This is a genomic window from Candidatus Propionivibrio aalborgensis, assembly GCF_900089945.1.
Lineage (GTDB): Bacteria > Pseudomonadota > Gammaproteobacteria > Burkholderiales > Rhodocyclaceae > Propionivibrio > Propionivibrio aalborgensis.
Genome location: NZ_FLQY01000246.1, coordinates 21676 through 46390, shown reverse-complemented (window position 1 = coordinate 46390; position 24715 = coordinate 21676). Strand labels below are relative to the sequence as shown.

Annotated in this window: 19 protein-coding genes; all 19 read left to right on the top strand. The window is 58.9% G+C overall.

Going from position 1 to position 24715, the window contains the following annotated elements:
• The first annotated feature begins 20 nt into the window (after positions 1-20).
• The 19 genes from PROAA_RS12045 (at position 21) to PROAA_RS11955 (ending at position 24672) form a co-directional block, all read left to right on the top strand.
• Positions 21-908 (top strand): class I SAM-dependent methyltransferase, encoded by an 888-nt coding sequence (locus tag PROAA_RS12045; protein WP_186411573.1) that lies wholly within the window; start codon positions 21-23, stop codon positions 906-908.
• Between the two features lie 6 nt (positions 909-914).
• Positions 915-1922, top strand: coding sequence for an N-acetylneuraminate synthase family protein (locus tag PROAA_RS12040; RefSeq protein ID WP_186411572.1), 1008 nt, complete (start codon positions 915-917; stop codon positions 1920-1922).
• Positions 1923-1934: 12 nt separating this feature from the next.
• Positions 1935-3089: a UDP-N-acetylglucosamine 2-epimerase gene (neuC, locus tag PROAA_RS12035; protein ID WP_186411571.1), complete on the top strand. Its 1155-nt coding sequence runs from the start codon at positions 1935-1937 to the stop codon at positions 3087-3089.
• Positions 3090-3103: 14 nt separating this feature from the next.
• Entirely contained in the window at positions 3104-3793 is a 690-nt protein-coding gene (locus tag PROAA_RS12030) for an acylneuraminate cytidylyltransferase family protein (RefSeq protein WP_186411570.1), read from the top strand.
• Entirely contained in the window at positions 3794-5446 is a 1653-nt protein-coding gene (locus tag PROAA_RS12025; protein WP_186411569.1) for a hypothetical protein, read from the top strand.
• Complete coding sequence (locus tag PROAA_RS12020; protein WP_222102242.1) at positions 5443-6423, top strand: class I SAM-dependent methyltransferase; 981 nt, start codon at positions 5443-5445, stop codon at positions 6421-6423. The genes PROAA_RS12025 and PROAA_RS12020 overlap by 4 nt, the downstream gene beginning before the upstream one ends.
• Before the next feature lies 1 nt (position 6424).
• Positions 6425-7372: a hypothetical protein gene (locus PROAA_RS12015; protein ID WP_186411567.1), complete on the top strand. Its 948-nt coding sequence runs from the start codon at positions 6425-6427 to the stop codon at positions 7370-7372.
• Position 7373: 1 nt separating this feature from the next.
• Complete coding sequence (locus PROAA_RS12010; RefSeq protein WP_186411566.1) at positions 7374-8303, top strand: NAD-dependent epimerase/dehydratase family protein; 930 nt, start codon at positions 7374-7376, stop codon at positions 8301-8303.
• A gap of 31 nt (positions 8304-8334) precedes the next feature.
• The gene (locus PROAA_RS12005) at positions 8335-9666 is read left to right on the top strand and encodes a glycosyltransferase family protein (RefSeq protein ID WP_186411565.1); all 1332 of its coding nucleotides are present in this window, start codon (positions 8335-8337) and stop codon (positions 9664-9666) included.
• Positions 9663-11828, top strand: coding sequence for a bi-domain-containing oxidoreductase (locus PROAA_RS12000; RefSeq protein ID WP_186411564.1), 2166 nt, complete (start codon positions 9663-9665; stop codon positions 11826-11828). The genes PROAA_RS12005 and PROAA_RS12000 overlap by 4 nt, the downstream gene beginning before the upstream one ends.
• A complete protein-coding gene (locus PROAA_RS11995; protein ID WP_186411563.1) occupies positions 11821-13020 on the top strand; it encodes an acyltransferase family protein in 1200 nt (399 codons plus the stop codon). Before PROAA_RS12000 ends, PROAA_RS11995 begins: the two co-directional genes overlap by 8 nt.
• Positions 13021-13098: 78 nt before the next feature.
• Complete coding sequence (locus tag PROAA_RS11990) at positions 13099-13797, top strand: class I SAM-dependent methyltransferase (RefSeq protein WP_186411562.1); 699 nt, start codon at positions 13099-13101, stop codon at positions 13795-13797.
• Positions 13794-14564: a class I SAM-dependent methyltransferase gene (locus tag PROAA_RS11985; protein ID WP_186411561.1), complete on the top strand. Its 771-nt coding sequence runs from the start codon at positions 13794-13796 to the stop codon at positions 14562-14564. Before PROAA_RS11990 ends, PROAA_RS11985 begins: the two co-directional genes overlap by 4 nt.
• A gap of 4 nt (positions 14565-14568) precedes the next feature.
• Entirely contained in the window at positions 14569-16692 is a 2124-nt protein-coding gene (locus PROAA_RS11980) for a heparinase II/III domain-containing protein (protein WP_186411560.1), read from the top strand.
• The gene (locus PROAA_RS11975) at positions 16676-17872 is read left to right on the top strand and encodes a glycosyltransferase family protein (RefSeq protein WP_186411559.1); all 1197 of its coding nucleotides are present in this window, start codon (positions 16676-16678) and stop codon (positions 17870-17872) included. The genes PROAA_RS11980 and PROAA_RS11975 overlap by 17 nt, the downstream gene beginning before the upstream one ends.
• Entirely contained in the window at positions 17838-18968 is a 1131-nt protein-coding gene (locus PROAA_RS11970; RefSeq protein ID WP_281182267.1) for a glycosyltransferase, read from the top strand. Before PROAA_RS11975 ends, PROAA_RS11970 begins: the two co-directional genes overlap by 35 nt.
• 18 nt (positions 18969-18986) lie before the next feature.
• Entirely contained in the window at positions 18987-20963 is a 1977-nt protein-coding gene (gene asnB / locus PROAA_RS11965) for an asparagine synthase (glutamine-hydrolyzing) (RefSeq protein ID WP_222102241.1), read from the top strand.
• Between the two features lie 230 nt (positions 20964-21193).
• Positions 21194-22543 (top strand): O-antigen ligase family protein, encoded by a 1350-nt coding sequence (locus tag PROAA_RS11960; protein WP_186411557.1) that lies wholly within the window; start codon positions 21194-21196, stop codon positions 22541-22543.
• Entirely contained in the window at positions 22528-24672 is a 2145-nt protein-coding gene (locus tag PROAA_RS11955) for an NAD-dependent epimerase/dehydratase family protein (RefSeq protein WP_186411556.1), read from the top strand. The genes PROAA_RS11960 and PROAA_RS11955 overlap by 16 nt, the downstream gene beginning before the upstream one ends.
• The last annotated feature ends 43 nt before the right edge of the window (positions 24673-24715 follow it).

Genomic DNA, 24715 nt, shown 5'->3' with positions numbered 1-24715 from the left:
AGCGATGAAAGCGTTGGCAAATGATGGCCTTGAACAATAACCTCGATACTTGCGCCATCTGCGGCGGGGAGCTTGGCGACACGGTTTTGGCGCACGACCGGCCGGATCGTTTCGAGCGTGCCGCAGGGGTATCCGAAGAAAAATATCGTCGTGCGTGGGTCGGTTGCCTCTCCTGCGGCAGTGCAACGAATCGGCAGAAACCCGAGAATCTGCGCAAGCTGAGGAATATTGCTGCCCAGTATTACGAAGTGGACTTTTCGGGTTCGGATATCGGGGCGAAGTATTCGTTGGTGATGAGCCTGCCACCGCACAAGTCGGATAACGCCGGGCGGGTGGACAGAATCATTGCGGCCTTGACGCGGTGGGAGTCGCTGCGATCGTCCAAAGGCGCCTTGTCGGTATTGGACATCGGCGCGGGGACGGGCGTCTTCCTTTCACGATTTCTTGGCCAGGTTCCCGGCGATTGGACTGGCGTTGCTCTCGAACCAGACCCGCATGCGGCAGACCATCTGCGCTCGCTGGAGCTTTTTGATGTCAAGCAGGAACTGTTTACTGGTCAGCCGGAGTTGCACGGCTTCAAGCTGCTGACTCTTAACAAGGTGCTGGAGCACATTCAGGATCCGAAGGTGCTTCTTGAACAAGTCGCAGCTGCCATCGATCCCGCTCAGGGACTCATCTACGTGGAGGTTCCGGATGTGATGACAATCGGTAGGCGGCCGCCGACGGACAATATCCTGGGTGCGTTGCACTGCCATTTGTACAGTCCCACTGGCTTGGTGCGTTTGCTCGATCGGGCGGGGCTCGTGGTGCTTGATACTGGCCGCGTCTTTGAACCCAGCGGGAAACTGACCGCATTTGCGTTTGCAACGTGTACGGAAGCGGCCGAGCGGCTGGCAACCAGGGAGTGAGTTAGAGTGCCTCAGATAATTGCTGAGATCGGTTCGGTCCACGATGGCTCGTTCGGGAATGCCCGTAAGCTCGTGGAGCTCGCCGCAGATTGTGGTGCAGACGTCGTCAAGTTTCAAACTCACATCGCCGAAGCGGAAACGTTGGCCAACGCTCCAACACCTCCGTACTTTCAAGGTGAGCCGCGGCTGGAGTATTTTCGCCGCATTGCATTCACCGAGGCGCAGTGGAATGAGCTGAGAGCAGTCTGCGCGGACATGGGCGTCACCTTTCTCTCCTCACCATTTTCACTGGAGGCCGTCGACCTGCTGGAACGTGTCGGTGTCGATGCCTACAAGATACCCTCCGGTGAGGTCACCAATCTGCCGCTGTTGGAGAAGATTGCGGCCACGGGCAAGCCGGCTCTTCTTTCATCAGGTATGAGTAACTGGGATGAGCTTGATCGCGCCGTCGCGGCGCTGAAAGTGGGCGGGCCGGTGACCGTGCTGCAATGCACTTCAGCCTATCCGTGCCCGCCGGAAAGAGTCGGCTTGAACGTGATTGATGAGATGAAGGCCCGCTACGGGCTACCGGTCGGATATTCGGACCATACTGAGAGCTGTGCCGCCGCCTTTGCCGCTGCCGCCATGGGGGCGACGGTCATTGAAAAGCATCTGACGTTTTCGCGCCGGATGTATGGCAGCGATGCGGCCAACGCCATGGAGCCGGATGGTTTCACAGCCTATTGCTCGGGTCTGAGGGAAATCTGGGCGATGTGGGCTTCGCCTATCGACAAGGGCGACATTGAGCCATTCCGCGACATGAAGCAGATCTTCGAGAAAAGCATTGTTAGCTCGCGGCCTCTGAAAGCGGGTGAGACCATATGCATGGCCGATCTTTGCTTCAAGAAGCCGGGCGACGGTATTTCTGCAGCCGATTACCGCGAGCTCATCGGTCGTGTTGTCTCAAAGGATCTGCCCCCTGACCACAAGTTCAGTGCTGACGACTTCAGTGTCTTGGCATCCGTATCGAAGTAGGGACCGGCAAAGATGAAAAGAATATGTACCGTGATCGGATCGCGAGCGAACTACAGTTCGATCAAGTCCGCAATGCGCGCAATACAGGGTCACCCCGATCTGGAACTGCAGATCGTCGCCACGGCCTCGGCGGTCCTTGATCGCTATGGCCAGGTGGTTAACCTGATCGAGCGGGATGGCTTTGCGATCGATGAGCGATTGCATATCCTGATCGAGGGCGAAACCCCGGCAACCATGGCCAAATCGACCGGCATCGGCCTGATTGAATTGCCGTCGGTATTCGAGCGGCTAAAACCGGATGTTGTGATTACTGTCGGCGACCGCTTCGAGACCATGGCAACGACTCTGGCCGCCGCCTATATGAACATTCCGGTTGCCCATACCATGGGCGGTGAGGTGTCGGGAACAATTGACGAAAGCATCCGGCACGCCGTGACCAAGTTTGCCCACATCCACTTTCCCGCCAGCCGCGATGCGGCAGAGCGCATCATCAAGCTTGGCGAACGGCCGGAGATGGTTTTCCGCGTCGGCTGTCCGAGAATAGATCTGGTGGCAGAAATCCTACGACAGGATGGCGATGATCTGGATAGCCATATATTCGACCTCGGCGTTGGCGACAGGATTGACCTGAGGACACCCTTTGTGATCGTCAGCCAGCATTCCGTTACGACCGAATATGGCGAAGGTGAGCAGCAAATCACGGAGACCCTGAAAGCGGTGCGTAAACGCGGGATCCAGGCAATCGTGCTTTGGCCGAACGCCGATGCAGGTTCCGAGGATATCGCACGCGGCATGCGCAAATGGCGAGAACACACCCAAGCCGAGAATATGCATTTTTTCAAGAATCTGCCGACGGAGACGTATATCAAACTGATGAAGCGGGCAGCTTGTCTTGTCGGAAACTCGTCGAGCGGCATTCGTGAAGGTGCATTCATCGGGACGCCTGTAGTGAACATCGGCAGTCGCCAGACGGCAAGAGAGCGCGGGAGCAATGTCATGGATGTGGGTTCGAGTGCTGCCGATATCGCCGATGCCCTCGCGACACAGATTTCCCATGGGTGTTATTCCATGCAGGATATCTACGGGGATGGCAAAGCCGGCGAGAGGATCGCTGAAAAGCTGGCGTTTCTGGGGCCGGTGAACGTCCAGAAGCAAATCACCTACTAGTAGAGCCACCGGAGATGCGTATATTGGCCGTGATTCCCGCGCGTGGTGGTTCCAAGGGGATTCCTCGCAAAAACATTTGTCCGCTCGCCGGGCGTCCGTTGATCGCCTACTCTATCCTGGCAGCACATGCCGCAAAATGTCTCGACCGAACTGTCGTGTCAAGCGATGACGACGAAATTCTAGCGGTGAGTCGTGCCCTGGGCGCGGAGGTACTGATGCGCCCCGCAGCTCTTGCCGATGACCAGGCAGATACTCGAGAAGTGCTGCTTCATGTAGTCCGCGAAATGGCGAAGACAAGTTACGTCCCAGACGCTGTAATGACCCTGCAGCCGACGTCTCCGTTGCGCACTGCTGCGCACATTGACGATGCAATAGCGTTATTCGAAGCTGATGCGACTGCAGACAGCCTTGTCAGCTGCATTCCGGTGCCGCACATATTCAATCCCTACTCGGTAATGCGCAAGACCCCGGAAGGTTACCTCGAGTCGTTTCTCGACGCATCACAGCCAACTCGTCGGCAGGACAAGGAGCCGGCCTATGCGCGTAACGGAGCGGCAATCTATATCACTCGCACGGGACGATTGCCGGAGTTCATCTACGGCGGGCGAATCATCCCCTATTTGATGGACGAAGAGTCGTCCATCGACATCGATACCCCGGCAGATCTCGCTGCGGCCGAGCGTCGGCTCCGGGATCGCATTTAGTTGAAGCGGATTCTGCCGCTTCCCCGCCGCGCGTGGCGTCGGGCTTTGCTCGAAATCGACGCCTTGGCCTGGCGGCGAATGCTGTCGGGCTTGCGCGCCGAGGCGCGCCCCGCATTTCGTGGCCGGGTTCTTGTTTGCGATCTGTTCACAATGATAGGTACGGCAAAGGTCGAGTCACTCATCGCCGGCTGTTTGTCGCAGGAGGGTCTTCGTTCGACCGTATTGCTGCCTCGCCGGGAGCCGATCCTGGAGCGTCTTTATCGGGCGGCATGCCCTGACGTCGAGTTCGCCTATTTCAACAAGTACCTGGCAGCGGTTCATCGTCGGCCAGGCGAGGTAGAGGCGGAGCGGCTCATGGGGAATGCCGTGACGACAGCCGACTTGTCTGGAATCGAGCGAGCAGGTGTGCGAATTGGCCGCAATGCGCTTTCCAAGGTGCTTCGCATTCGTCGCGAAGGCCGCCTCGATCTTTCCGACCAGGGCGTCCGTTCGCTCGTACTGGGGGCTCTTGCGGATTCGATCCAGGCAGCGGATGCAGCAACCATGTTGATATCGGAGGTGAAACCTGCCCGGGCTCTGTTCAATGAACGCGGCTATACCCCGGCGGGAGAGGTATTCGATGCTTGCCTGCTTTCGGGCTGCGACTCAATTCAGTGGTTTGGTGCTCCACGCTCCGATTCCCTGATGTACACCCGCTATCGCCTCGCAAACAGGGCGATGCATCCGATGGCCTTGTCTCCCGCGACATGGGCGAAGCTCAAGTCTCTTCCCTGGACGGAAAAGAACGATCAGGCGGTAATTGAAACGATTGAGGCAAATTACCGGGATGGAGGTTGGTACAACCGTCAGAAGCTGCAGGACGGAAAGAAGCGGTTGCCTGCGGATGAGGTTCGCCAACTCCTTTCGCTTGATACCGCCCGCAAGACAGCAGTGATCTTTGCTCACATCCTGTATGACGCAACGTTCTTCTACGGGGAAAGTCTCTATGACGATTATGAGCAATGGCTGGTCGAGACGGTTCGGCTGGCAATCGCCAACCCCCGGGTGAACTGGATCGTCAAGGTTCATCCGGTGAACGTCTGGCGTTCGCAAATGGATGATGCGCCGCTGGAGCAACTTGAAGTGCAGGCGCTGACGCAGGCTTTCGGCAAGTTGCCGGATCACGTCAAGATTATGCCTGCGGATACACCTATCAACACGGCCTCGCTATTCGACGTTGCAGACGTCGGTCTGACGGTAAGAGGGACCATTGGGATGGAACTACCCTGTCTCGGGATCCCCGTAGTTACGGCGGGTACCGGCCGATATACCGGCCTTGGCTTCACCATCGACCCCGGATCCCGTGAAGAGTACGCACAGGTACTTTCTGCGCTGCACTTGCAGCCCAAGCTGGATTCTGAAACGAGGAGTCTTGCGCGTCGGCACTATTATGGGGCGCTCACTCTTCGTCCGCTTCCAATGCGATCGTTTCTCCTCGACTTCAACGCCAATACCTATGGATTGAAAGACTTGGCACAGAATACGCGAACTGTGCCTGTCAGAACATGGCAACCGGGAGAAGACCTGCGAACCCTTGCTGCCTGGATAGCGAAAGATGCAGTGAGCGACTTGTTGCAGGATGAGCAGCGTGCATTACCGGAGAACGATCGATGATATCTGCTTCAAAGCATGAAAACGTTCCGGTGACAGAATCTGTTGAAGGCATGCAGTGCCCGTTATGTCATGGAAATAGTGCAGAGATTCATCGGACGCTGGCTCCGCCTGTCTTGGTGAAGCTTTACCGCGAAACACTCGGTATCGACGTGAGCGATCTCTTTTCGGACGTTACCAAACTGTCGTCGTACCGGTGCAAGGGTTGTGACTTCCGCTTTTTCTACCCCGCTATCACCGGACCAGAGTGCTTTTACCAGGCACTGCGGGACCACGGATGGTATTACATCAAGGAAAAGCAGGAGTTCCTGATTGCGGCACAGGAGATCGGCCAGTCGGATAGCGTGCTTGATATCGGCTGTGGAGACGGCAATTTTTCAAATTACATCAGCACGGAGCATTATGTTGGCTTGGAGCTGTCCGGCGCAGCGGCAGCCGAGGCCCGCGCGCGCCACCTGACTGTCTTCTCACAGACGGTCGAGGAGTATTCGAGGCGGCATCCGGCGTCTGTCGATGTCGTTTGCGCATTCCAAGTCCTGGAGCACGTAGCTGGCCCGAGGAGTTTCCTTGACGCGAGCATTCGGTGTTTGAAACCGGGCGGTCGTCTGATAGTTTCGGTACCAAGTGCAGACTCGTTCCTTCGATTCGCAATCAATAACATTTTGAACTGTCCTCCGCACCACGTTTCATGGTGGAGCGACGAGGCATTGCGCTCAATCGCGCGCCTGTATGGGCTGGAAATCCGAAAGATCTTCAACGACATCTTGGCAGAGGAGCATTTGGAAGGCTATCTGAATGCGCTGGTGATCCGGGGCCTGGACGCGCGACAGCAGAAGATCGGTCTGGTCGACGATTCGTTCCGACTTCGCGTCTACAGTAAGATTGCAGCCATGCTGGTGCCGATGCTACGAAGAGGGATTTTACCTGCGGAAATGCGCCCTCGCGGGCACTCGACCACGGTAGTTTTTACGGTTCGATAGCATGATTGTATACACTACGTTGTTCGACAGCGGCTATTTGGATCGAGCGATAGCCCTGACACGATCCTTTGCTTCGCACAACGCTGACGATGTGCTGCTTCTCGGGTGCATGGATGCAGCTTCCGCCGCAGCTTTGGCAAAGATGGACCTGCCGGGCGCCAAAGTCCTCGGCCCCGACTCATTTATTTTTGGCGAGTTGCTCGCCTTGAAGGATGGGCGCAATGTCGCGGAGTTTTGCTGGACGACCAAGCCGTTCCTACTGTCACATGTTCTGGACGCTTACCCGGATGCCGAGTGGGCCGTTTACCTGGATGCCGACTCGCTGGTCTTCGGTCGGATTTCACCGGCGCTGATGGGTCGGAATGGATTTGACTGCGTGTTTACACCGCACAACTTTGCCCCGACTTTTGCTGAATTCGAAGCAACGGCCGGACGATACAACGCGGGCTTTGCCGCATTCCGGAACAGTAAGGCCGGGAGGGCGGCCCTGGTCACTTGGCGAGGACTCTGTGCCGGAGCGGTCAGCTCTCGTCCGACGGAAGGCGCGTACGGAGACCAGAAGTACCTTGAGCAACTGGTGGAGCAGTTTCATGTGGCGCCGGGAGTCGTACATAAGGGGCTCAACGTTGCGCCCTGGAACGTTGGACGCTACTGCTTTACCCAAAAGGGGACGCAAGTTCTTGTCGATGGCGAGGAATTATTGTTCTTTCATTTTCAGGGATTTCAGCCTATCACATGCCGGCTGTCGCTAATGTACAGGGGTGCCTATCCGCTGCCTGAGGCTGTGAAAAAACTGGTTTACCGCCCTTACTTGGCTGCACTTGGGCAAGCTCGTCGCATGGCCGGGCAACATGGCGTGCAGCATCTGCTGAAATTTCCGGGGTTCCGCAAATCGCTACGTGCGCTATGGGGAGGCCGCAGGAACATTGCATTGATCCTGCGAGACTGAATTGAAGGTTTGCGTTATCGGTGGCGGCGGCTTCATCGGCCAGTGGCTGGTTCGTCAGCTGCTCTCGCGCGAAGACGCCGCAATCGTGATTGGCCGGTCGCCGCGTCCGCTAGGCCTGCCCGCCGAGGTCGAGTACATCAGAACTGCCTACGATGCAAGAGATGCCTTGGTCGAGGTGCTGACCCGCGTTGATGCGATTGTTCATCTGGCATACGCAACGGTCCCGAGCACCAGCTTTTCCGACCCGATCCATGATCTGATTGCAAATGTGTCGCCCACGGTCACGCTTTTTCAACAGGTTGCTGCCGCAGGCGTCGGCCGGTTCGTTCTCGTATCATCTGGCGGCACTGTCTACGGCAATGCCGCCAGTCTGCCGATCCTGGAGGGCGCGCCGACCAACCCTATCTCGCCCTACGGCATCACCAAGTTAACCATTGAGCGGTATGCCCAGATGTATCATGCCCTTCAGGGACTTCCCGTGGTCATCGTGCGGCCGGGCAATGCCTATGGCGCGAGATGCGACGGCGGAATGGGCGGCGGCTTTGTCACGGCTGCAGTAAGGGCCGCAGCTTGCGGGCAGCCGCTGCAGATTTACGGAGATGGCAGTGTGGTGCGTGACTACGTTCATGTAAGCGACGTTGCTGCCGGGATCGTCGCCAGTCTGACAGAAGGAGTTGTCGGCGCTACCTACAATATCGGTACCGGCATCGGGTACTCCAACAATGATATTTTGCGCCTCGCTGGCATCGTGACCGGGCAAGACCAAAGCCATACTGTGGTCCGCTACTTGCCACTCCGCGGCTTTGATGTGGCTGCCAACGTGCTTGACGCCACGCTTCTCAACAAGGCTACCGGGTGGATGCCGAAAATGTCGATCGAAGCCGGAATTGACGAACTGCGCCGGGCATGTGTGTGCCCCGTAGTTTCCTGATTGCAGGTCCAGGCCGAGGGCATTTCGTCGCATGAACGATTATCCACGCGTACTTTTTGTCACCCCCGTCGCCTTCAATCGCATCAGCGGCGGGGGAATTACGTTTTCCAGTCTGTTTCGGGGTTGGCCGAAGGAGGCCTTGGCGACGGTGCACAACGACCCGCAGTCCACCACGGATGACGTGTGCGAACGATACTTTGTCCTCGGTGCCGGGGAACTGGATTTTGCTCCGCCGTTCGACCACCTGCGTCGTCGCTATCGGGCTGCGAGCGCTGTGTCCGCGTCAGCCCCAGAGGCTGCCGCAGGCCGGATCGGGGACGCATCGCGCATGAAGAGCATGGCACTTCGAATCCTCGGCGACAGCTTTCCCGAAAGGGCCTGTCTGACTCCGGAATTGGAACGTTGGATCGCCGACTTCCGCCCCCAAGTGCTGTACACGATTCTCGGCTCCAACGGCATGATGAGCCTGATCGAGCAGATCAGACGCCGGTTCGAGCTTCCCCTGGCGGTGCATGTCATGGACGACTGGGCGGCTGCCAATCATCGCAGGGGCTTGTTGGGACCGTGGCAGCAGCGCCGGATGCAGGGCTGGGTGCGACATTTCATGTCGGTTGCCGATCAGTGCCTAGGCATTTCGCCGGCAATGTGTGACGCCTATCGGAAACGCTACGGGCGCACGTTCCAACCGTTCCAGAACACCGTTGATCTGGCCCGGTGGAGCTCCTTTTCCAAAGCCACGCTCGCAACCGGCTCTCCGGCGGACCTGCTCTACGTCGGCTCGATCTTCCCCAATGCCCAGCTCGAATCGCTGGTCGATTGCTGCCATGCCGTGACCAAGCTCAATGCCGAGGGTGTCGCAGCGACCCTCACTATCGCTACACCAAGCGATCACGGTGCGCGCTACAGGGCCCGTCTCGCAATCGACCCGGCGGTTCGAATCGAACCGCCAATAGAAGACGACGAGGCCTTTTTCCGTCGTATCGCCGCTGCCGATGCGCTGCTCTTGCCGGTCAACTTCGACCAGGAGAGCATGCGATTCATCCGGTATTCCATGCCGACCAAGGTGCCCGCCTACCTTGCCGTTGGCACTCCAGTTCTCGCATACGGTCCGGCAGCTACTGCGCAAATCGCCTATGCGCTGAAAGCCGGTTGGGCCGAAGTGGTCGACCGGCGCGATCTGCGGGATCTTGTCGAAGGCTTGCGCCGGGTGATCATCGATAGAGAGTTGCGCGTACGCTTGTCGGCCGGCGCCCGCGCCACGGCGGGGCGCAACCACGACGCGGCGCGCATTCGGGCCGCGTTCGGGGATGTTCTCCGCGCCGGCGCGGCAAAAGCAGTGCAAAAAGGAGTGAGCAGACAGTGAAACAGGTGCTAATCCGCCACGGCGGGGTTGCAGTCGAAGAGGTCCCGGCGCCAGTCGCAGAGGCGGGTCATGTGCTGGTGCGTCTCGAGTACTCCTGCATTTCGGTCGGCACGGAGATGAGCGGTGTGCGCACCAGCAACCTTCCCCTCTGGAAGCGCGCCCTGCAGCGCCCGAAGGATGTCAAGCAGGTAATCGACCGGGTACGCAGCCATGGACTGGCGGAGACCCGCGATCTCGTCAAGGCCAAACTGGAGGAAGCCCATCCTCTCGGTTACTCGGCGGCCGGTGTCGTGATCGAGGTGGGAGCGGGCGTCGACGACATTGCGGTGGGAGACCATGTTGCCTGTGGCGGCTCGCAGAGCGCCTATCACGCCGAGATGGTCGCTGTGGCACGCAATCTGGTGGTGCCGATTCCGGATGGAGTCTCGACTGCCGACGCATCCACCGTGACGCTTGGCGCCATCGCTCTGCAGGGCGTGCGCCGCGCCGCGCCGACCTTGGGCGAGACGTTCGTGGTCATCGGCCTCGGCATCCTCGGCCAGCTCACCCAGCAGTTGCTACACGCCAACGGTGTGCGAGTGATCGGCCTCGACCTCGACCGAAGGCGTCTCAGTCTGGCCGTCGCTCACGGTATGGCGGTGGCTCTTCACCCCGACGACGGCAAGGTGGCTGACGACGTCGCCCGCATGACTGACGGCTATGGCGCGGATGGCGTCATTGTCACTGCTGCTGCGGCTTCAAGCGACATCGTTGCCACCGCCTTCCACTGTTGCCGGCGCAAGGGACGGGTGGTGCTGGTAGGCGACGTCGGTCTCGATCTTCAACGCGGCGACTTCTACGCCAAGGAGCTGGATTTCTTTGTGTCTACTTCCTATGGACCAGGCCGTTACGACCGCACCTACGAGGAGGCGGGGCTCGATTACCCGCTCGCCTATGTACGCTGGACGGAAAACCGCAATATGCAGGAATGCCTGCGCCTGATGTCTGACGGACGGCTCAGAATCGCGCCGCTGATCGAGGGCGTCCATCCGGTCGAACGTGCAGGCGATGCCTATCAGGCGTTGCAGACAGGCGATGCCCGGCCGCTCGCACTTCTGCTCTCGTATCCTGTCAACGATGAGAAGCAGCCGGTACGACGTGTTCCCAATCCGGGCGCCAGGAGCGGCCGGCCCGGTGCCATACGCCTTGCCGTGCTCGGTGCCGGCGGCTTCGCTCGTGGCACACTGATGCCGATCGTCGCCGCGATGCCGGAGGCGTTCAGTCTGGCCGGGGTGGTCACGCGTCAAGGCCACAATGCAACGAATGTTGCCCGCCAGTTCGGCGCCGAGTTCGCCTCGACGGACTACCATGCGGTACTCTCCGATCGCGCAGTCGATGCGGTAATGATCGCCACCCGTCACAACACGCACGGGCCGCTGGTGCTGGAGGCGCTGCAGGCGGGAAAACACGTCTTCGTGGAAAAGCCGCTGTGCCTGGCCCAGGCGGAACTCGACGCCATCCGCGACTTCTACGAAGCTGCAGGTGATGGCGCGCCCGTGTTGATGGTGGGCTTTAACCGGCGTTTCTCACCCTACGCCGAAGCGCTGGCTCGCGCCACGGCGAATCGTGTCGCGCCGATGATTATCAACTACCGAGTCAATGCTGGTTTCATCGCACGTGACCACTGGGTCCAGAGTGCGGAAGGAGGTGGTCGCAACCTGGGCGAGGCCTGCCATTTCTATGACTTCTTTACCCGGTTGACGGGTGCCCGCGTACGGCGTGTCGACGTTGCTGCCATAAGCTCCGGCACTGCCCACTATGGACCGAGCGACAACTTCGTTGCTACCCTGAGTTTCGACGATGGATCGGTCGCCACCTTGACCTATACGGCGCTTGGCGCAGCCGGACATTCCAAGGAGCGTGTCGATGTCTATGTGGACGGCAAAGTGTTGAGCGTAGACGACTACCGGCGGTTCGATGCGGTCGGGGCGAAAGGCATCAGGAATTTCGAGACCACGCGGATGGAGAAGGGGCATCGCGAGGAAGTTGCGGCCTTTTCTTCAGCCGTCCGTAATGGCGGCGACTGGCCGATTCCCCTTTGGCAACAACTGCAGGCGACCCAAGTGGCGCTTGATATCCAGGCGAAGCTATCGGTTGTACAGGAAACCAATGCTGGTGGCTGAAGCAGCCCGGCCTCCGGAGGTTCTCGCTGACGGCTACAAGATGCAAGGTGTCTTTCGCTTCGTCTTGGCCCTCATGGTGTTATGGAGTCACAGCACTCTTGTTTTCATTCCGGAACTCTCAGGGTGGTTGCCCCAACTACAACTCGGAAACGTCGCGGTGAGCGTCTTCTTCGTGCTCTCGGGTTACTTGATGGCGGAAGCCGTGGCTAACTGGTACTCGCTCAGGAGTTTCAGTTTTATCATCAATCGCTACCTGCGTATTGGCCCTCCACTCTTGGTTGCTGCGGTCGTATCGATCGTAGTGCATTTTGCCATTTTGCACATCGGTACTGCCGGTGTCCGGCTTGAGTCGATTCCAGAGGGCGCCATATCCTACGAAAACGCGGTTCTGTCGCTGTTGGCGCCTCTGTTCCCGTTGGACAGCCGCATCGCGAAGCTTTTTGGCATCACACCGGAGCCCTATTACCAGTTCGTCAGGTACTCTTGGGCGATCTTTACCGAGATGATTTTCTACTGGGCTCTGTTTCTGCATTCACTTTGCGCACGATTCGTCGGGACAAGAAGTGCTGGTACAGTTTTTTTGCTTGCCGCCTTCGGAATGTTCGCCGTTGGCACGCTGAACTACGGCGGCTTTCTGCGCGGGTCTCAATGGGGCGACTTGGCGGCGAGGATTCCGTTGGTGTTCCATATGCAGTGGGCACCTCATTTTCTGCTTGGCGTCATGATCTCTTACTACGGTTGCGAGGGCTCGCGGCGCCCGTTACTCCTGGCGATACTGTTCGCCGCTGGCGCAATGGCGTGCGTGCAACTTGGCGTTTATGCTGGACCCAACATGAGCGGGGCATCGCTGGTGGTGGGGCTGTATGTGCTGACTTTGCTCGCCGGCTTCTTGGTAATTCTTGGTGGCCGGCAGGAGTATTCAGTGGGCCGGTTTCGTCTGACGCGACGTCACGACCGAACCGTCGGCAACCTATCTTATCCCATCTACATAAATCATTACGCTCTTGCCTTGGCGATTATCAATGCCATTTACATTGCTGGTCTCGACATTCCCAATCTTTCGTGGATGGTCAGAAGTGTGGCATTTATCCTCTTCAACGTGATAATCATCGTTTGCGCTGCATTTTTGATCCGCCTTACCGATGCCTTGACCGACGGGCTGCGCGACCACTTTCGAGGGGTAGCCCTGTGACGTCCGGCGAATCCTTTCGTAAGCGGGCACGCTCCCATACCGATCTATGCTCGCGTACAGGATTGCCGGGTGGCGACGATGACTGACAAGCATGCCACGGCCACTGACGCGCGCGTTTTTTTTGATGGCTTGGCGGGTGATTGGGCGGACCGTTACAAGAACGACCCATCGATGACGGCGCGTCTGGCACGCTTTTCAGATGTGCTGGCCGAACGTGTGGCGCCGGACGCTGCCGTACTCGATTTCGGGTGCGGTGCCGGCGTGATCGCCCGCTGGTTGGCGACCCGTGGTTACGTCATGAGCGGCTGCGACGTTTCGCTGGAGATGATCAAGGCCGCGCGGCGTGATGATGCGGCGAGTGAGATCAACTGGAACACTTGTGGCGATGGCCCGCTGCCTTATGCAGACAAATCATTCGCCGCAATTATCAGCTCCAGCGTGCTGGAATACGTGGTTGATCTGGATGCAACCTTGGCAGAGCTTCACAGGCTTCTCGTGCCTGGGGGCTGGCTATTGGCTACTGTTCCCGACAGCCGTCATCCGCACCGGCAGCGCGAGGCTTTGAAGCGTCTTCTTCTACGCCTGCCGTTCGTCGGCGCGTGGCTTGAGCGGGGGCGTTGGGCGGAAGGCGCCGCGTATCTGCGCCTGTCACGAAACAGACATTGCCCTAGCAACTGGGCTCAGATGATTGCCGCTCACGGGTTCAATTTGGAGCCGACAGGCCCCTGCGCAGGCCCTCTGCTGCTGCTCACCGCTCGGCTAGGGGAGGCGGGATGAGGGAGCTAGGTCGCCCAGAACTGCCAGCAGAGGACGTCTACGCCACGGCCAAGAAGATCTGTTTCGTTCTCGAGCGAATCAGGCGATATCGGCAGCAAGTCAATTCGACGCCGCGTATTCTCGACTTTGGTTGTGGCAACGGGGCGGCACTTGGTCACTATGTGATCGGTGAGGGTGTGGATTACCTCGGCGTCGACTTTCATGCCCCATCACTCGACTACGCCCGCGCCCATTTCGGCGAGCGGAATGCGAGGTTTCTGCCCCACGTTCCGGCCGGGGAGCGCTTTGACATCCTTATCTACTCTGAAGTGCTCGAGCATCTGGATGACCCTTCGGCGATACTGCGTTCGCACCTGCCGCTGCTGGCACCCGGCGGCATGGTCCTCGGCTCGATTCCCAATGGATACGGACTGACCGAGATCGAGAAGTACGTGGATCGGAAACTGCACCTCTATGAGGCATTACGATGGGTCTGGCGTCGTCTGCGCGGCGGAGGTCTGGCAAGGCAGGAAGAGGGGCTGCCGTACAATCATGCCTGCGGCCATGTCCAGTTTTTCACGCGGCGCAGCTTCGAGCGTGCTGTGTGCAGTGCGGGGCTGGAAGTGGCCGAACTGCGCAATGGAAGCGTGATGGGAGCGGATCTGAGCGGCGCCACGTTTCTCCGGCCGCACGTGCTGATCGAGTTCAACACGAAGCTGGCCGACTACTTGCCGGCATGGGCGGCCGCTACTTGGCACTTCACGCTTCACCGCGCCAAGGAAGCCTAGCTCGGTGTCCTTCGCCATCCCGAGCCAGTTTCGCGATTATCCGCTGCGGCTGCTGCTGGTGAAGGCGGTCGGCCGTTTGCGGAGGACTGCGGGAGGTGAGCTGCAGCGCCTGTGCGACACGTTTCTGAAGAGCCACGGCGACGGGCGGGAGAACGTGCATCCGGTGGCGCTGCGGCTGCGCAGCGAGGACATGCCTGAGGCTCTTTGCGCCTATCTCGCGGCGGTTGCACCGGCCTACATGGAACACCGGTTCAATTTGCTTGGCTCGGGCTGGGTGCGGGTCGCCCACGGAACGGTATGCGGAGGCTTCGACGGATATCGTTATCCGATCGCCCCGTCGGTGAATGCAGACCTGGCCGGGTACTGGCTAAGGGGTCGAATCAACCGCGCCAATTTGGCAACTGCGCAGCGTGCGTGGCGGTTGATTGGCCGCGCCAACTACATCCCGATTGATTGGCAGCTCGATTTCAAGTCGGGCTTTCGTTGGTCTGAGTCGACCTACCATCTTGATATCCGTATCGCTTCCGTCGCGGGCGTCGACATCAAAGTGCCGCGGGAACTTGCCCGAATGCAGCACCTGCCCCAGCTCGCGCTTTGCGCGCTGCGGGCAGCATCGGGCGATACTCGGTTTGCGGATGCCGGCCTCTATGTCGACGAAATCCGTGCCGAGTTACTCGATTTCATTGCTACCAATCCGCCGCGCTTCGGGGTCAACTGGGCCTGCGCGATGGATGTGGCAATTCGTGCGGCGAACTGGCTGCTTACCCTTGATATCCTGGCATCCGGTGGGTTCGGATTGGGCCAATCGGAGTATGCGCTTGTCTCGCGCAGCGTCACCGATCATGCCGTTTTCGTTGCAGGTCACCTGGAGTGGTCCGAAGTCAATCGCACTAACCATTATCTGGCCAACCTGGTTGGCCTGCTTTATGCGGCCGCACGGCTTGATTCCTCGCCGCGCAGCGACGCTTGGCTTGCCTTCGCGGTGCGGGAGTTGACGGGCGAAGCACTGACCCAGTTCCACGCCGAGGGCAGCTCTTACGAGGGTTCGACGAGCTACCATCGCCTTGCAGCCGAGCTGGTTCTTTTTGGCGTGGCTTTGGCCGTCGGGTTAGCGGAGTCGAGACGACCCGCATTGACATCTTATCAGCCGGGTGCGATCCGGGTGCGCCCGCGCTTTCCACCGCCACCCGTACCGGGTTTTTCCGACGCGACTGGACAGTCAGTGCCTGTTTCCCCCATGGTCGCTCAACGACTCTGGCGGGCGGCCCGTTTCAGCGAAGCCGTAAGCCGTTCAGACGGACGCATCAGCCAGATCGGTGACACTGACTCCGGCCGGCTCTTCTGGCTGCATCCGGTGGCAATCGGTGGCCACCCGCCCGGACGCGACGATCTGGATCATCGCGCGCTGATCGAATCTATCGACGCGCTGTTTTCACCGCCCGTTGCCACCCACTGGTTAGACAGCTTGGTGGTGCGTGCGCTGGCCGGGGAGTGGATGGGGCAGGTTCCTGAGCCGGTATCGATGCCGGGCGACCGCGGCGATACAACAGCGATCGAGGCGGAAATCAATCAACGACCTGATGCATGTCGGCGGGTCAGGCGATTTCCCTTGGCGCGATCGGCGAATCCCTGGCGCCGTGTCGCCTACCCCGTCTTCGGACTCTACATTTTTCGCCGCGACGATGACTTTGTGGCCTTTCGCTGCTCCGGTCCGTCGGCACCCGGCACGCCGGACGGACACCTTCACGACGATAACCTCGGCATTGACATCGTATTGAGGGGGAGGCCGTTGATACAAGATCCGGGCACCTATGTTTACTCGCCCGATCCGCAGGCGCGCAATCTGTACCGATCTGCGTCAGCACATGATGTGCCACGGGCGCGCGACTGGGCGGTGGCTACCCCAGGTGCGGCGCTCTTCTCCCTGACACCGAAAGCCGCTGCCGAATGCACCTGCTGGCAGCCTGACGCAGTTGCCGGGCGGATCGTGGCCGACGAGGGCGCGCTACATCGCTTGGTGCGCTTTCGGGATGATGTCTTGGAGATATGGGACGCCGTTTCCGAAGGCCAACTCGCGCCCCTCGGTGATGCGCCACCACCATGTATTGGCTATGGCCGCAAAGCCTAAGGTCCTCTTTCTCCTTTTCGAGGGGTTGGCGGCCACGGTGGTGGAATCGCAGGTATTGGCCACCGTGCGCATGCTCCAGGCAAGGCGCGTGGCGGAATTCGAGGTATGGGCTTTCGCCTGTCTTGCCGCCCTCATGCAAAGTTCCCGCTCTCGCCTCGGGGCTGCGGAACGGCTGGCACAGGCACCCGTCTTGTTGTACCGTGCGGTGCGGCCACTTTCGCCGCTGGCCTATGCCATCAATGTGCTGTTGTTTGCGTGGCGATTGTTTCCGCGCCGCCGGGACTTCACCCACATCCATGCGCGCACCGATTATTCTGCTGCTGTGGCGGGGCCGGTGGCACGCCTGTTTGGTATCGAGTTGATTTGGGACTGTCGCGGCGACTCGACGGCCGAGGTTGAGGAGCGCATTGCCGGTCGCCGCGGATGGTTCGGCCTGCTGGTGCAATTGCGCGTGCGTGAGCTCCGTGGCTATACGCGAGTGGCGGCTCGATGCTGTAGCGGTGCACTGTTCGTCACCGAGGAGTTGCATGACCGGTACCGCGAACTGGTCGGAGACAAACCTGTTGAAATCGTGCCTTGCGCGGCCCATGAGGAGCTGTTCTTTTTTGACCCCAAGCTGCGTGCGGCAACCCGCGGGCACCTCGGTTATGCAGCTGGAGAAACCGTATATGTCTATAGTGGCAGCCTTACCGAGTACCAAGGCTTTGGCGACACGGTTGCGTTCTTCGCGGAAGCCTATGACAAGGATTCTCGCAGTCGCCTGCTGGTGCTTACGCCGGCACTGGTGGCTGCTCAGCGCGAACTCGCCCGTCTTCCGCAGGGCAGCTTTCAAGTCCACGCTTGTGCTCTCGGCGAGGTTAACGCCTACCTGAATGCTGCAGATGTCGGCTTTCTGCTACGCCAGCCTCTGCGCACCAATCGGGTAGCCGCGCCAACAAAGTTTGCCGAATATGGCTTGGCGGGCCTTGCAGTTGTGACCAGTGAAGCCGTGCCGTATGCTATGCGCATCGCTACGGCCGTGGGCAACCTTGTGACCGTCGAGGGTGGCTGTCTCCGACTGCCGTCACTTGACCGCCTGTCGGTAGCCGGTCGTTTCGCCGCCTCGCTTGGCCGCAGCAATTTCACAGAGAACTACCGTCGAATCTATGCGCCCCATTCCGATAGTCGCAGTAACTCGTAGTTTCGATTGTGGCGGTACGGAACAGCATTTGCTGCAAACGCTCCCTCGCCTGAATCGTGAGGAGTTTGCGGTTAGCGTGTTGGCACTGTATCCCGGAGGAACGCTTCGTGAGGCATTCTCGCAAAGTGGGCTGAATGTCTGGCCCGCTTCAGAATCGCGTCTCGGCGCGCTAGTTGGACTCGCAACAAGTCTCGTCGGATGTCGTGCGTTGATTCATTGCTTCTTGCCGGAGCCGTATCTTCTTGCTGCGCCGGTCGGACTTGCAACAGGTTCGTTGGTATTGATGAGTCGCCGCAGTCGAAATGGTTACCAGCGACAACACCCTGTCGCCGCATGGTTCGAACGTCGTTTGCACTCGCACATGGCGGCGTTGGTGGGTAACTCGAGCCCCGTCGTTGACGATCTCCTTGCCGAAGGGGCGCCTCCTGATCGTATTCGATTGATCTATAACGGCGTAGACGCCGATCGATTTTCGTCAGGGTATCAGCGACAGGTCAAACGCCAGGAAGTGCGAACCCGACTTGGGCTATCAGATGATGTCGTTGTATTGATCTGCGTTGCTAACCTCTTTCGTTACAAGGGTCATGCAGATTTGTTTGAGGCGCTGGCCATGCTGGGGCCTGTCTTCACCGAGAGTTGTGTAATGCTGCTTGCAGGGCGCGATGCGGGGGAGTTGCCCTCTTTGCGGAGGCAGGCAGTGCAACTAGGTATTTCCGACAAAGTTCAGTTCCTCGGGGAGCGACAGGACGTTCAGGACCTGCTCGCTGCTAGTGATATAGGGGTGCTTCCATCGCATGAAGAGGGATTTTCCAATGCTGTTTTGGAGAGCATGGCTGCAGGACTACCGATGGTAGTGACGGATGTTGGTGGTAACGCTGACGCGGTGACTGACGGGAAATGCGGTTATGTTGTATCTGCATCGGAACCATCCCGGCTGGCTGAGGTGTTGGCTATCTTGATCCTGGATGCAGGAAGTAGATCCACCATGGGTGATGCCGCACGAGCGCGCGTCATTTCATCTTTCTCGATCGCCTCTTGTGTCCAGGCATACGAGGCTCTGTACAAGGAGATTTGGGTTCGGAATGGTCAGGCGTAGTAATCATGCAAATCACAGATGTCAGCGAGGGGGTTTGTCGGCATGTGCGGAATAGCCGGCCTTTTTCCCAGTGATCGACCGGGCTGTGTCGAATCCCTGGCGCGCCATGCTCGCGCCATGGCCGATGCCATTGTTCACCGAGGGCCGGATGATAGTGGCATTTGGGAAGATGCTCTTAGCGGTATAGCGCTGGCGCATCGTCGCCTTTCGATCCTCGATTTGTCTTCGGCTGGTCATCAGCCGATGCACTCGTCTGGCGGCCGTTACGTACTCGTCTTCAACGGCGAAATCTACAACCACATGGAACTGCGGGCGCGGCTCGCCGATCGGCAGTCATGGAGGGGGCACTCCGACACCGAGACGCTGCTCGCAGCATTTGAAGTCTGGGGTATTGATACGACACTCCGTAGTATCACGGGCATGTTCTCACTGGCGCTGTGGGACCGCCTCGAGCACCGCCTCGTCCTCGCCCGCGATCGTCTCGGCGAGAAGCCTCTCTACTATGGATGGTTGGCTGGCACCTTTGCCTTCGGATCGGAACTCAAGACACTGTGCGCGTTTCCGGGCTGGCAAGGTGAAATCGACCGCGATGCGGCGGCGAACTACATGCGCTACGGCTACGTCCCTCTGCCTCACTCGATTTATCGCGGGATTCGAAAGCTGATTCCCGGAACGTTTGTGACGATTTCAGCTGAGACTGCGCCAGGTACTTGGCCCGAACCAGCGGCCTACTGGTCGGCACGGAGCGTTGCCAATGTGAGTGAACTGGCCGACCTAACGGATGCTGAGGGAGTTGATCAATTGGAGTCCCTGTTGAGGCAATCGGTTGGTCGCCAAATGATCTCGGATGTGCCGCTTGGTGCATTCCTCTCGGGCGGGATCGACTCCTCGACCGTGGTGGCCCTGATGCAGGCGCTGTCGGCGAAGCCGGTCAAGACATTCTCGATCGGCTTCGCCGAAGGAGACTATGACGAGGCTAAGCATGCCAAGGCCGTGGCGGCACATCTTGGCACGGAGCATACCGAGCTCTATGTGACGCCGGCCGATGCGCTTGCCGTCATCCCCCGCCTACCCCACATCTTCGATGAGCCGTTTGGGGACTCTTCCGGCATTCCTACCTACCTCGTGGCGCAGCTGGCGCGGCGCCATGTCGCGGTCTCGCTTTCCGGGGATGGCGGCGACGAGCTGTTCGGTGGCTACAATCGCTACTCTTGGGGACGATCGATATGGCGGCACATCGGCCCACTGCCGGTGGGTTTGCGGCGGATGATTGGACGTGCCTTGACAGCGCTGCCCCCTGAAGCGTGGGATGGGTTGGCGGCCCCGCTACGCGCGGTGCTGGGGCGGCACATGCGCCTGCCCGCTCTGGGCGACAAAATTCACAAATTGGCCGGCGTGATAGACGTCGATTCCCCAGCCGAACTGTATCGGCGACTGGTTTCACAGCACCGCGACTCAGGCTCCCTCATAATTGGCGGGGGCGAGACGGCGATCTGGGCGGATGCCGAAGCTGCTCGTTGCACCAGAACAGATTTCAGCGAGCAAATGATGTTCCACGACATCGTCGGCTATCTTACGGACGATATCCTGACCAAGGTGGACCGTGCTGCCATGGCGGTAAGTTTGGAGACCCGCGTGCCCATGCTGGATCATGAACTGATCGAGTTCGCCTGGCGGCTGCCGCTGGCTATGAAGATCCGCGACGGGCAGGGCAAGTGGCTGCTTCGCCAGGTTCTTTATCGATATGTTCCGAGGAGCCTGATGGATCGTCCGAAGCAGGGCTTCGGCATCCCACTGGATGCATGGCTGCGCGGCCCCCTTCGCGAATGGGCTGAGAGCCTGCTTGCCGAAAGCCGCTTGCGTAAGGAAGGCTTCCTGCAGCCGGAACTGGTACGCCGCAAGTGGCAGGAGCACCTTTCGGGAAGGCGGAACTGGCAGCACTGGTTGTGGAACGTGCTTATGTTCCAGGCGTGGCATGAGGATGTATTTCGTTGAGATTCAACTGGGAGCAATTCGCGGATGGTGTTGTGCGTAGTACGAAGCGCGATTGTCAGCGCACATCCCGGGCGAGCGGCCTCTTGTTTCCTGAGACGTCGATTGGCCTGACAAGATGATATCTGTTGTGAGTTCTGAAGCAAGGTTCGCTGCATCCCGAATATCAGCCATCTTCGGCCTGTTGTAATGCCCAATCAATATTGTTCAATATGCTGAACGCTAGAAATATCATGAGATCACCGGCGGTGCCATCAGCGGTGCTCCTTTACGGAATCATCTTTCTATTTGCTGGCACCTATTTTTCAAAGGTGCCTTGGCAGCGAGCCTATACGGTCGCACTTTACCTGAGCGTGTCGGTTTGGTCGGCGACTGTGGTGTTCCAAAGGTTCGGTCGGCATCGCAGTTCTTTCAATCGAATCGATTTACTTTTCTCCATTTTCCTGCTGGCCATTTTGCTTTCGTCTGCAATAAACTGGTGGGACGGTACTGCAGAGTACTTCAAGATGATGCCGGTCTTTATTTTGGTGCCGTATGCCCTCGGGCGGGTGATGCTTGGCAAGGATGGGTACCTGCTACGGAACATTTTGATCGGGATGGGAATTCTTCTCTTACCTCTAATATTCACCGAGTATCTGCGGGTATTGCAGTACGGTTTGCCGTATTCGAATTCGCCGAATCCTACGCTTTTTGGGCTAGGCCATGGCGTTATGCTGTCGGGAGTCCTGCTCTCAGCGACGTTTCTCAGTTTGACCTCGGCATTACTTTCACCCGATGACACGCGATCTCCTTTAGGGATGTCTTCCCCCAGCGGTCGATTGATTTCTTATGTGACGCTGGCTGTGATCATCGTAACTATGGGCTGGATAGCCCCACGAGGGTCGGTGGTCGCGGCGATTCCAGCCGTGGCGAGCTTGTTTATGCTGTCCCCAAAATCAGCGAGCAAGCAAAAGAGACAGATTCTGCTGGTTATTGCTCTCGCGTTGGCGATAGCTACTGCCCATACACTACTGAGAAAAGAGAGCACTGAGTTCTACTCGGCGATACTCAACCCGCCTGTGCTTGACGAGAACACGACCGGCAAAGCCTTGGTTTCGTCGACCGGAACGAAACAGATGATGTCCATTTTAGGTAACGAAGCGTGCGAGACCATTGTTGATTCAGTATCCGACCGCTGGGTGCACTACAGGCAGGCTTTGGCCCTATTTCTCTCCAAACCGATCTTCGGGGCCGGGGCCAATCAGTATGGTGCCTATGCGTGTACGGGCCCTGGGTCGTTTCCTCATTCGACCGTGCTTCAGGTCTTTGCTGAACTCGGCGCCTCGGTTGGTTTGGTCTACTGCATCTTGGTGTGGAAGACGTTTCGCGTTTTGCTGCGGTCTCGCGAGCGTATTTCTGAACTCGCCGCAGAATCTCTTTGGGCTTGGTTCGCTTCTTTCTTCCTCATGCAATTTCTGTTTGCGCAGCTGAGCGGAAACTATTTCCTCAGTGCAGGGATGTATTATTTCTTTGGCATCGCCGCAAATGCGCTTGATCAAGATGCGGGTGCTGTGAGAGGAAGCCGACCATGCACATCCTGGTAACCGGAGCCAATGGATTTGTCGGCGACCGGCTGTGCGCCTACCTCGTCGAGGAAGGGTTTCGGGTAAGGCGCACGGTTAGAGCGCATGACGGCTTGCCGGATACCCTTGAACTCGATGAGTCGGCATCGATTGGTGCCTTGGCAAGCGCCTTGGCCGGCATCGACTGCGTGATCCATCTTGCGGCCGCTGTGCATGCCATGGGGAAAGTCGATGCCGAGCTTGGCAGCGTCTACCAGGAAACGAACGTAAACTGGACACGGCGATTGGCTCAAGCGGCGTGTGACGCCGGTGTCCGGCGTTTCGTTTTTGTCAGCAGCATCAAAGTATGCGGCGAAACGTCCAGCGGCGGCTCCTTGCGAGAGGAGGATGCTGGCCATCCGACGGATGCCTATGCTTTGTCTAAGTGGACTGCAGAGCAGGAACTGCGACGTATAGAGGGGAATTCGGATCTGGAAGTGGTTATTTTGCGGCCACCCCTGGTTTACGGCCCTGGCGTCAGGGCCAATTTTCTTGCCCTTTTGTCCGTGGTGCGCACTGGTCTGCCGCTGCCTTTTTCCCGGCTCAAAAGCAAGCGCAGCCTAATCTATCTCGGAAATCTTGCGGCTGCATTAACCGCTTGCGCGACGGATCCTCGGGCAGCAGGGCAGACCTTCCACATCTCCGACTACGATTCGGTGAGGCTCCCTGAACTGGTAGGCGGACTGTCGCGGGCGATGGGAAAGCAACCGAGACTATTCCCCTGCCCCACGTGGCTTCTGAAGGTCGCCGGTATCGCGATCGGAAAGCGCCAGCAGATCGAACGCTTGATCAATGATCTCGAGGTGGACAGCACGAGAATCCAGCGCGTGCTCGGATGGTCGCCGGACTTTTCGTTCGAGCGGGGCATACAGGACACGGTGGACTGGTACCTACGGAGCTCCCCTACATCGAAGAGCACCGCCCGTCGGCGGGGTAGGCACAATGACCAAGTGTCGGTGTGTCAACTCTGCGCAGTTGACTTCACGCTGCAGCACCTGTTGCGGCCATTGATCGACGGCATGCGGGATAGTGGCTGGGCGGTAACATCAGTCTGCGCTGACGGAAACTATGCTCAGGACATGCGCCGTCGTGGCTACCAGCTGCATACAGTTTCCATTTCGCGCAACCTGTTCAGTGTTCGCTCGCATCTGAAGGCGATCTGGCGCATCTACAAGCTATGCAGTGGCGAGTGTTTCGACGTATTGCACGTCCATACGCCGATAGCCGCTCTGCTGGGGCGAATTGCCGGCAAAATGGCCGGAGTTCCGCTCATCATCTATACCGCGCACGGCTTCTATTTCCATGACGAGATGCCATGGTGGAAGTACCGGGTCTTCGTTTGTCTGGAACGTTGGAGCGGGTGGTTGGCCGACTACCTCTTTACTCAAAGCAGTGAAGACGCAAAGACCGCGATCATCGAGCGGATCGCCCTCCCCGCCAAGGTAACGGCCATCGGTAACGGAGTGTGCGTTGACGCTTTTGTACCCGATCCGGTAAATCGGGGAAACGTGCGCGCCGCCTTGGGGCTCCCGGCTGACGCATTCGTCATTGGAGTTGTGGCGCGACTGGTGCGAGAGAAAGGTCTGGTGGAGTTTCTTGAGGCCGCCGTTGCATTGGGCAGCCGCTTTCCACACGTCCACTTTCTTCTCGTGGGAGAGCGCCTTCCGAGCGATCACAATACGTCGATAGAACGGGAACTGCGGGATGCGCGAGAACTACTCGGCGCTCGCCTTATCGCCCCCGGATATCGTGCTGATGTGGCCGGATTGCTCGGAGCGATGGACTTGTTCTGCCTCCCATCCTATCGCGAGGGTATGCCACGATCCATTATCGAGGCTATGACAATGGAGCTTCCGGTTGTGGCGACGAACATTCGAGGTGCGCGGGAAGAGGTAATTCCTGGCAAGACAGGGTTGCTGGTGCCGACGAGGGATGCTACCGCCCTGACCCGAGCCCTGGAGGCGCTCGTTTCCGACCCGGAGACAAGTCGTCAAATGGGCCGGGCCGGGCGTCGGCGGGCGCTGAACCTGTATGATGAGCGTCGGGTGATCGAGCGGCAGGTGGAGATCATTCGCGGATTGCTCCGCGCAAAGCTCGAGGATGGCAAGTGACGACCTTCCGGGCAAGACCGACTGCGCACTTGCTGTCACGGAA

Bases quoted from the DNA above. Each gene is read 5' to 3' on its own strand.
- PROAA_RS11990 (WP_186411562.1), top strand. From the start codon at position 13,099: ATGACTGACAAGCATGCCACGGCCACTGACGCGCGCGTTTTTTTTGAT.
- neuC (WP_186411571.1), top strand. From the start codon at position 1,935: ATGAAAAGAATATGTACCGTGATCGGATCGCGAGCGAACTACAGTTCG.
- PROAA_RS12005 (WP_186411565.1), top strand. From the start codon at position 8,335: ATGAACGATTATCCACGCGTACTTTTTGTCACCCCCGTCGCCTTCAAT.
- PROAA_RS11970 (WP_281182267.1), top strand. From the start codon at position 17,838: ATGCGCCCCATTCCGATAGTCGCAGTAACTCGTAGTTTCGATTGTGGC.
- PROAA_RS12015 (WP_186411567.1), top strand. From the start codon at position 6,425: ATGATTGTATACACTACGTTGTTCGACAGCGGCTATTTGGATCGAGCG.
- PROAA_RS12045 (WP_186411573.1), top strand. From the start codon at position 21: ATGATGGCCTTGAACAATAACCTCGATACTTGCGCCATCTGCGGCGGG.
- PROAA_RS11955 (WP_186411556.1), top strand. From the start codon at position 22,528: ATGCACATCCTGGTAACCGGAGCCAATGGATTTGTCGGCGACCGGCTG.
- PROAA_RS12030 (WP_186411570.1), top strand. From the start codon at position 3,104: ATGCGTATATTGGCCGTGATTCCCGCGCGTGGTGGTTCCAAGGGGATT.
- PROAA_RS11960 (WP_186411557.1), top strand. From the start codon at position 21,194: ATGAGATCACCGGCGGTGCCATCAGCGGTGCTCCTTTACGGAATCATC.
- PROAA_RS12020 (WP_222102242.1), top strand. From the start codon at position 5,443: ATGATATCTGCTTCAAAGCATGAAAACGTTCCGGTGACAGAATCTGTT.
- asnB (WP_222102241.1), top strand. From the start codon at position 18,987: ATGTCAGCGAGGGGGTTTGTCGGCATGTGCGGAATAGCCGGCCTTTTT.
- PROAA_RS11985 (WP_186411561.1), top strand. From the start codon at position 13,794: ATGAGGGAGCTAGGTCGCCCAGAACTGCCAGCAGAGGACGTCTACGCC.
- PROAA_RS11975 (WP_186411559.1), top strand. From the start codon at position 16,676: ATGGCCGCAAAGCCTAAGGTCCTCTTTCTCCTTTTCGAGGGGTTGGCG.